13 protein-coding genes, 1 tRNA gene and 1 pseudogene are annotated in these 14,354 nt (G+C 72.6%); 11 read left to right on the forward strand and 4 right to left on the reverse strand.

The window, feature by feature from the left end; all coding sequences use genetic code 11:
* Positions 1-137 precede the first annotated feature (137 nt).
* The 7 genes from GTW43_RS21350 (at position 138) to GTW43_RS21380 (ending at position 8,042) form a co-directional block, all read left to right on the forward strand.
* A complete protein-coding gene (locus tag GTW43_RS21350) occupies positions 138-1,004 on the forward strand; it encodes an ROK family protein (protein WP_161303626.1) in 867 nt (288 codons plus the stop codon).
* A 32-nt stretch (positions 1,005-1,036) separates the two neighbouring features.
* Entirely contained in the window at positions 1,037-2,731 is a 1,695-nt protein-coding gene (locus tag GTW43_RS21355) for an ABC transporter substrate-binding protein (protein WP_202501780.1), read from the forward strand.
* 10 nt (positions 2,732-2,741) lie between these two features.
* Positions 2,742-3,731: an ABC transporter permease gene (locus tag GTW43_RS21360; protein ID WP_161303627.1), complete on the forward strand. Its 990-nt coding sequence runs from the start codon at positions 2,742-2,744 to the stop codon at positions 3,729-3,731.
* Positions 3,732-3,924: 193 nt separating this feature from the next.
* The gene (locus GTW43_RS21365) at positions 3,925-4,863 is read left to right on the forward strand and encodes an ABC transporter permease (protein ID WP_161303628.1); all 939 of its coding nucleotides are present in this window, start codon (positions 3,925-3,927) and stop codon (positions 4,861-4,863) included.
* On the forward strand, positions 4,856-5,827 hold the full coding sequence (locus tag GTW43_RS21370; protein ID WP_161303629.1) for an ABC transporter ATP-binding protein: 972 nt from the start codon (positions 4,856-4,858) through the stop codon (positions 5,825-5,827). Before GTW43_RS21365 ends, GTW43_RS21370 begins: the two co-directional genes overlap by 8 nt.
* Positions 5,824-6,807: an ABC transporter ATP-binding protein gene (locus GTW43_RS21375; protein WP_161303630.1), complete on the forward strand. Its 984-nt coding sequence runs from the start codon at positions 5,824-5,826 to the stop codon at positions 6,805-6,807. Before GTW43_RS21370 ends, GTW43_RS21375 begins: the two co-directional genes overlap by 4 nt.
* A complete protein-coding gene (locus GTW43_RS21380) occupies positions 6,804-8,042 on the forward strand; it encodes an ROK family protein (RefSeq protein ID WP_161303631.1) in 1,239 nt (412 codons plus the stop codon). Before GTW43_RS21375 ends, GTW43_RS21380 begins: the two co-directional genes overlap by 4 nt.
* Before the next feature lie 76 nt (positions 8,043-8,118).
* On the opposite strand, the gene GTW43_RS21385 is transcribed toward GTW43_RS21380, so the two are convergent.
* A complete protein-coding gene (locus GTW43_RS21385; protein WP_343246078.1) occupies positions 8,119-9,075 on the reverse strand; it encodes a lysylphosphatidylglycerol synthase transmembrane domain-containing protein in 957 nt (318 codons plus the stop codon).
* Between the two features lie 287 nt (positions 9,076-9,362).
* Positions 9,363-9,450, reverse strand: a tRNA-Leu gene (locus tag GTW43_RS21390).
* A gap of 203 nt (positions 9,451-9,653) precedes the next feature.
* Between GTW43_RS21390 and GTW43_RS21395 the strand changes: the two genes are divergently transcribed.
* The 3 genes from GTW43_RS21395 to GTW43_RS21405 all read left to right on the forward strand — a co-directional run bounded on the left by GTW43_RS21395 (position 9,654) and on the right by GTW43_RS21405 (position 12,257).
* The gene (locus GTW43_RS21395) at positions 9,654-10,979 is read left to right on the forward strand and encodes a M20/M25/M40 family metallo-hydrolase (protein WP_161303632.1); all 1,326 of its coding nucleotides are present in this window, start codon (positions 9,654-9,656) and stop codon (positions 10,977-10,979) included.
* 186 nt (positions 10,980-11,165) lie between these two features.
* Positions 11,166-11,399, forward strand: coding sequence for a chaplin (locus GTW43_RS21400; protein WP_161303633.1), 234 nt, complete (start codon positions 11,166-11,168; stop codon positions 11,397-11,399).
* 162 nt (positions 11,400-11,561) lie between these two features.
* A complete protein-coding gene (locus tag GTW43_RS21405; RefSeq protein WP_161303634.1) occupies positions 11,562-12,257 on the forward strand; it encodes a chaplin family protein in 696 nt (231 codons plus the stop codon).
* Positions 12,258-12,381: 124 nt separating this feature from the next.
* On the opposite strand, the gene GTW43_RS21410 is transcribed toward GTW43_RS21405, so the two are convergent.
* Positions 12,382-12,570, reverse strand: a complete 189-nt coding sequence (locus tag GTW43_RS21410; RefSeq protein WP_161303635.1) for a DUF5703 family protein — start codon at positions 12,568-12,570, stop codon at positions 12,382-12,384.
* Positions 12,571-12,617: 47 nt separating this feature from the next.
* Between GTW43_RS21410 and GTW43_RS21415 the strand changes: the two genes are divergently transcribed.
* On the forward strand, positions 12,618-13,346 hold the full coding sequence (locus tag GTW43_RS21415; RefSeq protein ID WP_161303636.1) for a hypothetical protein: 729 nt from the start codon (positions 12,618-12,620) through the stop codon (positions 13,344-13,346).
* A 91-nt stretch (positions 13,347-13,437) separates the two neighbouring features.
* On the opposite strand, the pseudogene GTW43_RS21420 reads toward GTW43_RS21415, so the two are convergent.
* A pseudogene (locus tag GTW43_RS21420) lies at positions 13,438-14,354 on the reverse strand (ATP-binding domain-containing protein); the annotation flags it as partial.

The following is a 14,354-nucleotide window of genomic DNA, read 5'->3' on the forward strand; positions in this document are numbered from 1 at the left end:
GGGCCAAGCATCACTGACGGCACGTCACCACCGTTCCCTGCACGGGGACTTACGCGTACACCGCGGCGCTCGTATAGTTCCCGCTCGTATAGTTACGTAACTTTACCGGCGCCTCCCGTACGCGTGAGGAGCTCCCCGTGAACGTGCCCCCACCCACCCCCGTCGTGCTCGCCCTCGACTTCGGCGGCACCAAGACGGCCCTGACCGTCGCGGACCAGCACGGCACCAGGCTCCACGACCTCGTCGTCGAGACCGCCCCGGAGCACGGCGCCCGGGCCGGACTCGAGCGGGCCGTCGACGCCGCCCGCACCCTGCTCGCCGGACGCGAACCGGCCGCGGTCGGCGTGTCCACCATCGGCATCCCCGGCGAGGACGGCGTCGCCCTCGCGCCCAACATCCCCGGCTGGGAGCACCTCGCCCTCGGCCGCGAACTCGCCCTGGCCTTCCCCAAGTCGGCGCTCCGCCTGGCCACCGACGTCAAGGCGGCGGCACGCCACGAGCTCCTCGCCGGCGCGCTCCGCGGCTGCGACCCCGGCCTGTACGTCAACCTCGGCACCGGGCTCGCCGTCGCCCTCGTCGCGGGCGGACAGGTCCTCACCGGACGGCACGGCGCGTCCGGCGAGATCGGCTACAACCTGCGCACGGTCGCCGACGTCGGCCGGGCCATCGGCGCACGCACCCCGCTCGAGACGGTCGTCAGCGGCCGGGCCCTCACCGAGGCGGCCGCGGCCCACGGCTCCACCGAACTCGCCGCCCACATCGGCACCTTCGTCGACGAACTGGCCTTCCACCTCGTCAACCTCACCATCGCCCTCGATCCGGAACGGATCGCCGTCGGCGGCGGCATGGTCCGGTCCTGGACCGCCCTGCACGCACCGCTGCGCCGCGCCCTGGACGCCGCCGTGCCGTACCCGCCGCAGCTCACGCTCGCCGCGCACCCCCAGGAAGCGCCCCTGCTCGGGGCCCTCGCGCTGGCCGTGGAGGCCGCGCGCTCCGGAAACTGACGCACCACCGGCCCACGAAGGGACTGGTACCCATGAGGCCCACGCGCATCCTCGCCGCCGCGGTCATCGGCGCGCTCGCCGTGACGGCGACGGCCTGTTCGCAGACCCAGCACAAGGACGACGGCAAGAAGGACAACGCCACCCAGGACAGCGGCCCGAAGAAGAAAGGCGGCACGGTCACCATCGCCAACACGGCGGGCCAGACCTGGCCGTGCAACTTCAACCCCTTCAACCCCGCCGTCTACAACACCTCCATCGGCTTCGTCTACGAGCCGCTCGTCTTCGTCAACACCCTCAAGGACGCGGCCGAGACGCCCATGCTGGCCAAGAGCTACCGATGGAGCGCCGACAAGCGGAAGATCGACTTCACGATCCGCTCCGGCGTGAAGTGGAACGACGGCGAGCCGTTCACCGCCAAGGACGTCGCCTTCACCTTCAACCTCATGAAGAAGCAGAAGGCCACCGACCTGTACGCGCTGTGGACCACCGCCGGGCTGCAGTCCGTCAAGGCCGCCGGCGACCGGGTCACCCTCACCTTCGAGAAGGCGGCCCAGCCCTACTTCTACGCCTTCGCGCACCAGGTCCCCATCGTGCCCGAGCACGTCTTCGGCACCGGCGCGGCCGCCGCGCACCCCGAGACCTGGGTCGACAAGAGGCCCGTCGGCACCGGCCCCTTCGAGGTCGACCCGTGCACGCCCAACAACATCCAGTACAAGGCCAACCCCGACTACTGGCAGACCGGCAAGCCGTACCTCCAGAAGGTCGAGTACCCGGCGTACCTCGACAACGCGCCCGCCAACCTCGACCTGGCGAGCGGCAAGGCCCAGTGGGGCAGCCAGTTCATCCCCGGCATCAAGCAGTTCTACCTGGACAAGTCACCCGACAACCACACCTGGTCGCCGCCCGTCCTCAACGTCAGCATCCACCCCAACCTGGATCCGTCGCACAAGAACACCAGCAACCTCAAGGTGCGGCAGGCGATCTCCTACGCCATCGACCGCGACAAGGTCTCCGAGATCGGCGTCGGCGGCCAGGAACCCGCGGCGAACCAGTCCGGCATCGTCACCCCCACCTTCGACAAGTACTACGACGCGGCCGCCGTGAAGAAGGCCGGCTTCGACAAGCCGGACCCGGCCCGCGCGAAGAAGCTCCTCGGCGAACTCGGCTACTCGCCCGCGAAGCCGCTCAAGCTGAAGATCATCACGATCACCGGCTACACCGACTGGGACGCCTCCCTGAAGGTCATCAAGGAGGACCTCAAGGCCGTCGGCATCGACCTGACCGTCCAGGACCTCGCCCAGCAGACCATGGTCAGCAGGCTCTACACCGGCGACTACGACCTCGCCTACTACGCCCAGCAGAGCAGCGGCCCCTCCCCGTACTACGAGCTGCGCCAGATGCTGCACTCGGCGAACACCGCACCGCTCGGCAAGAACGCCTCGACCAACTGGCAGCGCTACCGCAACGCCGACGTCGACAAGCTCCTCAACGACTACGCCTCCGCCGACGAGAAGCGGCAGACCGCCATCGTCAAGGAGGTCGCGCAGCACATGCTCGACGACGTGCCCGTGATCCCGGTCGTCGAGTCCGTCAGCTGGTTCCAGTACAACACCAAGGACCTCGCCGGCTGGCCCACCGAGGACAACCCCTACGCCCAGCCCTCCGCGTACACCTGGCCGGACACCGGGCAGGTCCTCACCCACCTGTACTCCACGTCGGCCCAGTAGGCGGTGACCCGTGCGCTTCATCCTGCGCCGCCTGGGCTTCTTCGTCCTGACGCTCTGGGTGGCCCTCACCCTGAACTTCTTCATCCCGCGGATCATGCCGGGCGACCCGGTCGACGCGCTGATCGTCCGCACCCGCGGCCGGGTGCCCCGCGCGTCCCTGGAACAGATGCTGACGTCGTTCGGCTTCAAGCCCGACCAGAACGTGGCCGTCCAGTACCTCGACTACCTCGGCCACATGTTCACCGGTGACTGGGGCCGCTCCATCGGCCAGTCGCTCGGTGAGCCGGTCACCCAGCTCATCGGCGGCGCCCTGCCCTGGACCCTCGGCCTGGTCGGCATCACCACGATCCTGGCCTTCGCACTCGGCACCCTCATCGGCACCGTCGCCGGATGGCGCCGCGGGGGCGCCCTCGACGCCGTCCTGCCGCCGATCTTCGTCGTGACCTCCGCCCTGCCCTACTTCTGGGTCGGCCTGCTCCTCATCCTCGTCCTCTCCCAGGGCACCGGCGGCCTCCTCCCGGCCAACTTCAACTACGACACCTCGATCGTGCCCGGCTTCTCACCCGGCTTCGTCGGCAGCGTCCTGTCCCACGCGGTCCTCCCGGCGGCCACGCTGCTGGTCACCACCATCGGCGGCTGGATCCTCACCATGCGCAACAACATGATCACGACACTGGCCGAGGACTACGTCCGCATGGCCCGCGCCAAGGGCCTCAGCCCCCGCCGCATCATGTACGCCTACGGCGCCCGCAACGCGATCCTGCCGAACCTCGCCGGATTCGCCATGTCCCTCGGCTTCGTGATCTCCGGCGCCATCCTCATCGAGTACGTCTTCAACTACCCGGGCGTCGGCTACCTGCTCTACAACGCCGTCCAGAACGTCGACTACCCGCTGATGCAGGCCCTGTTCATGCTGTTCACCGTCGCCGTCCTGGTGGCCCTGCTCGCCGTCGACATCGCGACGGTATGGCTGGACCCGCGGGCGCGGGCCGCACGCTAGGTCCTGTCCGGAGTTCCCCGTCTGCGCCCCGACGCCCGGCACGCACGCTCGCCGCGCGGGGGCCCAGGACAGGTGGCTCCGCCACATGACCTGGGCCCCCGCGCACCGATCGCACGCACCGACCGCCGCTGCGCCCGTCCTCCGGACGGACGACGTGGAACTCCGGACAGGACCTAGGACCGAGGGACCACAGATGACCTCCACCACCGCAGTCACCGCCCCGCCGCCCGAGCGGGCCCGTCCGCGCGGCCGCGCCGGGGGCGGCCTCTGGCGGGCCGTCCGCTCCAACCGCAAGGCCATGACCGGCCTCGCGATCCTCCTCCTGTTCACCCTGGTCGCCGCCTTCCCCGGACTCTTCACCTCCGTCGACGACCCCGACCGGCTCAGCTACCGGCCGCGCCTCGGCATCTCCACCGCGCACCTGCTCGGCACCACCGGACTCGGCCAGGACATCTACTCCCAACTGGTCCACGGCACCCGCGAGTCCCTGATCATCGCCGTCGTGGCCGGCGCCCTCGCCACCGTGCTCTCGGTCGTCGTCGGCGTCTCCGCCGCCTACCTCGGCGGCCTCGCCGACGACCTGCTCTCCCTGCTGACCAACGTCGTCCTCGTCATCCCCGCGTTCCCCCTCGTGATCATCCTCGCCAAGTACGCGGGCAAGGGCTCCCTCACCGTGATCCTCGCGGTCCTCGTCCTCACCGGCTGGTCCTACGGCGCCAACCAGCTCCGCGTCCAGGCCCTCGCCCTGCGGGGCCGCGACTTCCTCGCGTCGGCGCGGGTCCGCGGCGAACGGCGCGCGTACATCATCGTCTTCGAGGTCCTGCCCAACATGACCTCGCTCATCGTCGCCAACTTCCTCGGCGCCGCCCTCTACTCGGTGCTCAGCGCCGCGGGCCTGCAGTTCCTCGGCCTCGGCGACCCCAACTCCCAGAGCTGGGGCACGATGCTCTACTGGGCCCAGAACCAGCAGGCCCTGCAGACCGGCACCCCGCTGTGGTCGATCGCGCCCGGACTCTGCGTCGCCCTGCTGGGCGTCGCCTTCGCCCTCGTCAACTACGCGTTCGACGAGATCGGCAACCCGGCGCTGCGCCCCGTGCGCCGCCGCGAGCGGAAGGAGCGCAAGCGTGCCTGACCCCCTGCTGTCCGTCACCGGCCTCAGCGTCGTGTACGACACCCCCCGCGGCCCCGTCACCGCCGTCGACTCCGTCGGACTCACCCTGGAGGCGGGCGAGTTCACGGCCGTCGTGGGGGAGTCCGGCTGCGGCAAGTCCACCCTCATGTACGCCGTCGCCGGACTGCTCGACCCGCCCGCCCGGGTCGCCGCAGGGCAGGTCCGCCTCCACGGCCAGGACCTGCTCACGCTCGGCCGCCGCGAGCTCGACGCGCTGCGCTGGCGCGACTTCTCCGTCGTCCTCCAGTCCGCCATGAACGCCCTCAACCCCGTGACCACCCTCGCCGCCCAGTACCGCGACGCCATGGCCGCCCACGGCACCTACACCAAGGACGAGATCCGGGCCCGCAGCACCGAGGTGCTCGCCCTCGTCGGCATCGACCCCGTGCACCTCGGAAGCTACCCGCACCAGCTCAGCGGCGGCATGCGCCAGCGCGCCATGATCGCCATGGCACTGCTGCTCACCCCCGACCTCGTCATCATGGACGAGCCCACCTCCGCGCTCGACGTCGTCGCCCAGCGCTCCCTCATGGTGCAGATCAAGGAACTCCAGCAACTCCTCGGCTTCGCCGTCGTGTTCGTCACCCACGACATGTCCCTCGTCTCGCACTTCTCCGACCAGCTCCTCGTCATGTACGCCGGTCAGATCGTCGAGCAGGGCCCCACCCGCACCGTGTTCGACCACCCCGCCCACCCCTACAGCCGCGGCCTCCTGGAGGCGTTCCCCTCCGTACGGGGCCCGCGCGTCCCGCTCCGGGGCATCCCCGGCAGTCCGCCCGACCTCGCCTCGCCCCCGCCCGGCTGCCGCTTCACCCCGCGCTGCCCCCTCGCCCACGACGCCTGCCACCACACCGCCCCCGACCTGTACGAGGCCGGAGCCGCCCGCTCCCGCTGCCTGCTGCACCTCACGGAGGCCGCCCGATGACCCCGCTCCTCGAAACGGTCGGACTGACCCGGCACTTCAAGGTCGGCACCGGCCTCACCCGCCGTGTCCTGCACGCCGTCGACGACGTCGACCTCACCGTCGGCGAACGCGAGATCGTCGCCCTCGTCGGCGAGAGCGGCAGCGGCAAGTCCACCCTCGCCCGGCTCGTCGCCCAGGTCCACCGGCCCACCCGCGGCGAGATCCGCTACCGGGGCGAGCCGCTGACCGCCCGGCGCGGCCGGACGGCACGCCTCGCCTACCGCAGCGACGTCCCCATGGTCTTCCAGGACCCCTTCGCGTCCCTCAACCCCGCCCACCGCGTCGCCCACGGCATCCTGCGCGGACTCACCCTGCACCGCCCCGAACTGACCGCCGCCGAGCGGACGGCCGAGGCCGAACGCGTCGTCGAGGCCGTCGGCCTCCACCCCGCCGCCGAGATCCTCGACCGCTACCCGCACGAGCTCTCCGGCGGCCAGCGCCAGCGCATCGGCTTCGCCCAGGCCCTCGCCCACCGGCCCCGACTGATCCTCGCCGACGAACCCGTCTCCATGCTCGACGTCTCCATCCGCATCGGCCTGCTCAACGTGATGGCCGACCTGCGCGAGAGCGAAGGCGTCTCGATCCTCTACATCACCCACGACATCGCCGGCGCCCGCTACCTCTCCGACCGCATCGCCGTCATGTACGGCGGCCACATCGTCGAGACCGGGCCCACCGAGGAGGTCCTGGCCCGGCCCCGCCACCCCTACACCGAGCTGCTGCTCTCCGCCGTGCCCGACCCGCGCGCCCCGCTCGACGTCGACGCGGCCGCCGCCAGGACCGATCCGCCGGTCGTCATCGACCCCGTCCCCAGCTGCCGCTTCCGCGCCCGCTGCCCCCTCGCCGTCGACGCCTGCCACCACGTCACCCCGCGCCTGCGGCCCGTCGCCGAGGGCCACACCGCCGCCTGCCACGTCCGCGCGTCCGGGGCCGACGCGTGAGCACACCCCCCGCCTGGAACCGGCAGCGCCTGCGCAGCAACAACGAATGGCTCCTGCTCGAACGGCTACGGACCGAGGGGCCCGCCTCCCGTGCCCAACTCGCCCGCGACAGCGGCCTGTCCAAGCCCACCGTCTCCTCCGCGCTCGCCGCGCTCGCCCGCGCGGGCCTGGTCCGCGAGGCCGGCACACACGCCCAGCGCCGCGGCCGGGTCGCCGTCCTCTACGAACCCGACCCCGGCGCCGGGCACGTCCTCGGCATCGACATCGGCCGCGCCCGCCTGCGCACCGCCGTCGCCGACCTCTCCGGCACCGTCGTCGCCCGCGCCGAACTGCCCAACCGCGGGCGCGGCGCCACGAGCGTCGCCGACGCGGCCGTCGCCTGCGCCGCGGGAGCCCTCGCCGACGCCGGCCTCACCACCGCCGACATCGTGCACACCGCGGTCGGCACCCCCGGCGTCTTCGACCGCACCACCGGACGCGTCCGCTACGCCGTCAACCTGCCCGGCTGGGGCCGCCCCGGACTCGTCGAGCGCATGCGCGAGAGCCTCGGCACCCCGCTGTCCGTCCACAACGACGCCAACCTCGCCGCCCTCGGCGAACACGCCTTCGGCACCGGCGCCGGCAGCCGCCTGTTCGTGTACGTCCTCATCGGCACCGGCCTCGGCCTGGGCGTCGTCGCCGACGGCGAACTCTTCGTCGGCGCGCACGGCGCCGCCGGCGAGATCGGCTTCCTGCCCCTGGACGGCGTCCCCGCCGGCGGTTCCGCGCCCCGCCGCGGCCTCCTGGAGGACGCCGTCTCGGCCGACGCCGTCGTGCGATCCGCCCGCGCCGCCGGTCTGACCGGCCCCCTCACCGCGAAACGCGTCTTCGACGCCGCCCGCGCCGGCGACCCCGCCGCCACCGCCGCCGTACGCCAGGAGGGCGAGCGCCTCGCCCTGGCCGTCGCCGGCGTGACCGCCGTCCTCGACCCCGACCTCGTCGTGCTCGGCGGGGGCGTGGGTGCAGGCGCCGACCTCCTGCTGACCACGGTCACCGACACCCTGCACCGTCTCACCCCGCTCCGCCCCCGCCTGGCGGCCAGCACGACGGGCCCCGACGCGGTCCTGCTCGGAGCCCTGACCCTCGCCCTCCGCGCGGCACGCCCCCTCGTGTTCACCCGCCGAACCCAGTCCCAGCCCCAACCCCAACCCCTGCCCCAACCGCTGCCCCGCCCCCTGGCCCGGCCGGAGCCCTGACGCCGGGCGCACGACCGACGTACCCCCGCCCGTCCGGGTCGAGCCCGGCCTGCTGCTCGTCCTGCGTTCCCGTCCGTCAGATCACCTTGCGCCGCACCAGCACGGCGAGCACCAGCGCCCCGGGCACCAGCGGCAGCCACACGGTGATCAGCCGGAACCCGAGCACGGCCGCCGTCGCCTGGGAGAGCGGCGCCCCGACGCCGACCAGGGTGAGCAGCAGCGCCGCCTCGACCGACCCGATGCCGCCGGGGGTCGGCACGATGCCCGCGGCGAGGGAGGCGGCCAGGTAGGCGACGGCGATCTCGATCCCCGGCACCGGGAGGTCGAGGGCGCGGGCCACGGCGACCATGACCGCGGCCTGGAGCGCGGGCGTCCCGACGGCCCCGCCCCACAGCGCCGCGGCCCGGGCGGGCCGGGCGTGCAGGGCCCTGGCGTCGGTGAGCGCGGTGGTGAGGAAGTTCCGCACGACCCCCCGGAGCGAGCGCACCCTCCACAGCACCGCGGCCGCGACCCCGCACAGCGCGACGAGCAGGGCCAGCGCCGTCAGCCCCCGCTCGGCCGACAGCGGCCCGCCGAACGACAGCGGGTCGGGCGACAGCGCCGCGAGGGCCACCAACAGCCCGTACCGGCCCAGCGGTTGCGTGAGCGAGTACAGCGCGAGCGAGGCGCAGGCCCGGGTCGAGGGCACTCCGCACACCCGCAGGAACCGCAGCGTCACGACGTGCGCGCCCAGCCCCGCCGGCAGCAGGTGGTTCGCCGAGCCGGCCGCGACCTGCGACGCGAACAGCCGCCCGGCGGGCAGCGGTTCGAGGACCGTGCCCTGCCGCAGCAGGCACACCGGGACCCAGCACGCCACCGTCAGCAGCGCCGCCGCCGTGAGCCATCCCCGGTCGGCGCCGCGCAACTCACCGAGCCCGGAGGAGAACACCGACCAGTTCCCCGCGACCCACGCGCCGACGAGGACGAGCGGGACCACGGGCAGCAACCGCCGCACCGGCCATCGCCGCAGAGCAGGGGGGAGTGTCGTCGCCACGGCTCAGCCGTCCTTCCGGGGGTGCGCACCGCGCAGGAGTCTCCGACACCTGGATGCCCGCCGCGCGCGACGCGCCGGTGCCGGGCGCCCGTCGCGCAGCGGAACGCCCCGTTCGCCGGACCGGCCGCAGGGGCGTGCCCGTACCGGGAAACGCCCCTGAAGGAAAAGTGCCCAGAAATGACAGAAAAGAGCCCGGAAGGGCCCGGAAAGAGTTCGGAGGCCGTGCGGAGGCCGACGTGGAAGCAGTCCGGAAAAGCAGAAGACCCCTGATCGACAGGGGTCCGTGCTGGTGTCCGAGGGGGGACTTGAACCCCCACGCCCGATAAAGGGCACTAGCACCTCAAGCTAGCGCGTCTGCCATTCCGCCACCCGGACAAGGTGTCTGCCGCTCTGTGCGGGGTGTTCCCCGCGGCGACACAGAGAACATTACCAGGGATTCCGAGTGCCTCGATCACACCCCCTTTCCGCAGGTCGGCCCTGTGAACGCCATGTGACGACGGCCGCCCGCCCTTGGGTCACGGCGGCGGGGGAGAGAGGATGAGGGGGGACCACAGGGAGACAGGGAGAGAGGAACAAGCGTGAGCGAGTCGAGCGCGGGCAGGGCCGTCTCCGGACAGGACGAGGTCGTCGACCTCTGCCGCGAGCTGATCCAGATCGACACCAGCAACTACGGCGACCACTCCGGCCCGGGGGAGCGCAAGGCCGCCGAGTACGTCGCCGAGAAGCTCGCCGAGGTCGGCCTGGAACCGAAGATCTTCGAGTCCCACCCCGGACGGGCCTCCACCGTCGCCCGGATCGAGGGCGAGGACCCGTCGCGGCCCGCGCTGCTCATCCACGGCCACACGGACGTCGTCCCGGCCAACGCGGCGGACTGGACGCACCACCCGTTCTCCGGAGAGGTCGCCGACGGCTGCGTCTGGGGCCGCGGCGCCGTCGACATGAAGGACATGGACGCGATGACCCTCGCGGTCGTCCGCGACCGGCTGCGCACGGGCCGCAAGCCCCCGCGCGACATCGTGCTCGCCTTCCTCGCCGACGAGGAGGCCGGCGGCACGTTCGGCGCGCACCACCTGGTGGACCACCACCCCGAGCTGTTCGAGGGCGTCAGCGAGGCGATCAGCGAGGTCGGCGGCTTCTCCTTCTCGGTGAACGAGCGGCGCCGGCTGTACCTCGTGCAGACCGCCGAGAAGGGCATGCACTGGATGAAGCTGACCGTGGCCGGCACCGCCGGGCACGGCTCCATGATCCACCGGGACAACGCGATCACCGAGCTCTCCGAGGCGGTCGCCCGGCTCGGCCGGCACGAGTTCCCCGTCCGCGTCACCAAGACGACACGCCACTTCCTCGACGAGCTGGGCGACGCCCTCGGCACCGAGCTCGACCCCGAGGACATGCAGGAGACGATCGCCAAGCTCGGCGGCATCGCCAAGCTGATCGGCGCCACCCTCAGCAACACCGCCAACCCGACCCAGCTCGGCGCCGGTTACAAGGTCAACGTCATTCCGGGCGAGGCCACCGCGCACGTGGACGGACGCTTCCTGCCCGGCCACGAGGAGGAGTTCCTCGCCGACCTCGACCGGATCCTCGGCCCCAAGGTCGTCCGCGAGGACGTGCACGCCGACAAGGCCGTCGAGACGGACTTCGACGGGGCGCTCGTCGCGGCCATGCAGACCGCGCTCGTCGCCGAGGACCCGATCGCCAAGGCCGTGCCGTACATGCTGTCGGGCGGCACCGACGCCAAGTCCTTCGTCGAGCTCGGCATCCGCAACTTCGGCTTCGCGCCGCTGCAGCTGCCGCCCGAGCTGGACTTCGCCGGAATGTTCCACGGAGTCGACGAGCGGGTACCGGTGGACGGCCTGAAGTTTGGCGTCCGGGTCCTCGACCGGTTCATCGACGCCTCCTGACCTGGTCCTGAACGGGACGCGAGCCGCCGTCGGCGTCAACCGCGCGCACCTGCGGACATTCGTCCGCCTGTACGTGCTTGACCGAAAAGAGTGAAAGGCGCCGGCGGCTCGTAGCCCCAATGGCCCCTCCTCGTTACAGGGAGTGCAGTCCGCGGCTGGGACTGCACTTGTCAACTAGGAGGAATAATGATCAAGAAGGTCGTCGCCGTCGCGGCTGCCACCGGTGGTCTGGTGCTCGCTGGTGCGGGTCTCGCCGCTGCCGACGCGGGTGCTCAGGGTGCTGCCGTGAAGTCCCCCGGCGTGCTCTCGGGCAACGTCATCCAGGCGCCCATCCACGTGCCGGTGAACCTGTGCGGCAACACGGTCGACGTGATCGGGCTGCTCAACCCCACCTTCGGCAACGCCTGCGTCAACAACTGACGTTGTTGTGCCCCACCCCTTGAGGGTCTGAGTCCGTCGGCCCCGGAGTGCGCGCCATGCACTCCGGGGCCGCTGGGTCTCCGGCACGGGACGCACACCGCCCCCGTGCCTCTCCAGCGCCTTCGATGAGGCGCTCAGCAGAGTTCTAAGGCAGGGAAAGCTATGCGACAGGTCATGCGCAAAGGCCTGATCACCGTGGCGGCCGCGTCCGGCGCGCTCGCAGTGACCGGCGGCATCGCCTACGCCGACGCCGGTGCGAACGGCAGCGCGTCCGACTCGCCCGGTGTGGCGTCCGGCAACTCCGTCCAGGTCCCCGTGCACGTCCCGGTGAACCTGTGCGGCAACACCATCGATGTCGTGGGGGTGCTCAACCCGGCGTCCGGCAACAGCTGCGCCAACACCTCCGACGGCGGCGGCAGCGGCAGCCACGCGGGCGGCGGCTCGTCGTCCGGCGGCGGCTCGCACGCGAGCAGCCACACCAGCGGCTCCCCGGGCGTCGGCTCGGGGAACAACGTGCAGCTGCCGATCGACGTGCCGGTCAACGCGTGCGGAAACTCGATCGACATCATCGGCCTGGGCAACGCGGCCGGCGGCAACGACTGCGCGAACGACGAGGCGGCCCCGCCGGAGCAGCCCCCGGCCACGCCGCACCACCCCGGTACGCCGGAGAAGCCGGTCACCCCGCGCACGCCGGACAAGCCCAACGAGCCGGTGACGCAGACCGTCACCCCGCCCAAGGGCCAGGCCCAGCTCGCCGAGACCGGCAGCTCGCTGCCGATCGGCGCGGTCGTGCCGGTCGGCGCGGGCGCGCTGCTCGCGGGTGCGGTGCTCTACCGCCGGGCCAGGGCCGCGGCGTAACCGGCGCCCGGGCCGCCGCGGTCACCGACCGTGCGGGCGGCCACCGGGCAGCCCACGGCCACGGAGCGGGTCCCCGACGAAGGGGGCCCGCTCCGTTCCTGTCCGTGCACGCGTCAGGTACAGGTCACCACGTGGCCCGCACCTGCCGGATGATCCGGCGGCGCAGCCGCACCCTGCGGCTCCCGTCCCGGTGCAGGCTCAGTCGGTACAACTCCCAGTGTCCGTACTCGGCATGGTCCGTCAGCAGACGCGTCGCCTCCTTGCGGGACACCCCGCGCGGCACGTACACGTCGACAAATTCGTATTCCGGCATCGCATCTATTGTGCGGGCAGTGGCCCGGTACGGATAGCGTCTGCACTATGTCTGATGCTGCGCAGCCCACCGCTGCCGAGGTACGCGCCGCCGCGGAGGCGGTCAAGGCTGCGCTCGACCGTCACCTGACGGCTGTCGAGCGCCGGTCGGGTGAGGACGACCCGGCCGTCTACGAGGCGTTCAACCAGCTCGCCGTCGCGGCCGAGCAGTACGACGAACTCCTCTACGACCGGTACGACGAGGTCACCCCCTTCGAGATCCCCGGCGGCGACGACTCGCTGCCGCCGTACACCGGTCCCGACGAACCGCACGCGCTGAGCGTGCTGATCCGCCGCGACTACGCCGTGGTGGAACCGCAGCGGCTGCTGGCCCAGGCCGGGCGGGTCGCCGACCTCGACGCCGGACCGGACGCGGACTCGGAGGCCGCGTCCGGGGCGGGCAGCAGCGTGCACGCCGCGCTCGGCGTGCTGTTCGGCGAGTTCGAACCGGACGAGATCGCCTCGCGGCACAAGGAGTTCGGCCTCGACGAGGGGGACGCCACCCTGTGGGTCGTCGCCGCCGACGAGCCCGCCGAGCTGGGGGAGTGGCTGGAGTCCCCGTTCGAGGAGGCGGACCCGCAGAGCGTCGTGTGCCGCTTCGACGTCAGCTCGGTCTTCGACGACGAGGACCTCGACGACGACTCCGACGACTCCGACGGCCCCGACGACCCTGGCGAGGCCGACGGCGCGACCGGCGCGGACGACGTCGACGCGTTCCTGGCGGACGCCGACCGCTAGCCGACGCCGCCCCCGCCCGGAAGTCCGGTGCGGGAGCGGCGTGCTGTCGGCGCCGGTGTGCCGGTACCCCGCGGGGCACCGGCGTGCGCGGTCAGGAGGCCGGGAGCTGGCCCCGGACGAGGGTGCCCAGGCGCGTGGTGCGCGGCTTGGCCGGGATCTCCGCGACGGCGCGCGGCAGCGCCGCGTCCGCCCCGTGCACCACGGACAGATGCCGCTCGCCACGGCCGAAGGCCGTGTAGACCCAGGGCCGGGTCAGACCCTGGGTCGCGTCGCCCGGCAGCACCACCACGACGGCCGGCCGGCGCAGGCCCACGGCCTGGTGCCCCGTGACCGCCCAGCCGTGCCGCACGGCCTGCTCGACCCGGTCCTTCGGGACGACCACGGGCTCGCCGTCGCAGTCCAGGCGCAGGCCCTCGGCGTCCGCACCGACGACCCGGCCCGGCCGGACCTGCCCGGGAGCGGGCACGTGCACCACCCGGTCCCCGGGGTCGAAGCCGCCGAAGCGTCCCGGGCCGGGGTTCAGCCGCTCCTTCAGCGCCGCGTTCAACGCGCGTGTCCCCGCCGCGCCGCCGTGGCCGACCGTGATCACCTGCGTCTGCTCCGGGGGCACCCCGATGGCGCGCGGCACCGAGTCCGCCACGAGCTGCACGGTGCGGTGGATCGCCTCGGCCGCGTCCCGGACGGGGACGATCACGACCTCCTTGCCGGGCGCGTCCACCGCGTTCAGCTCGCCGATGCCGATGCCCGAGACCAGCTCGCCCACGGGGCCGAAGTCCGGGGTGCGCGAGGAGATCCTGGGGCAGATCCCGGCCGCGAGCAGGTCCGCGAAGACCCGGCCGGGCCCCGCCGACCAGAGCGTGCCGGGGTCGCCGCTGAGCAGCAGACCGGCCCCGTCGGGCAGCTGCTCGACGAGCAGGGCCGCCGCGTCCACGTCCAGCTGCGGGGCGTCCAGCACCACGAGCAGATCGAGGGCCAGCGCGCCCTCCGCGTCGCGCCCGGGGCCCTCCA

It is taken from the genome of Streptomyces sp. SID5785 (genome assembly GCF_009870065.1).
In the GTDB taxonomy this organism is placed as follows: domain Bacteria; phylum Actinomycetota; class Actinomycetes; order Streptomycetales; family Streptomycetaceae; genus Streptomyces.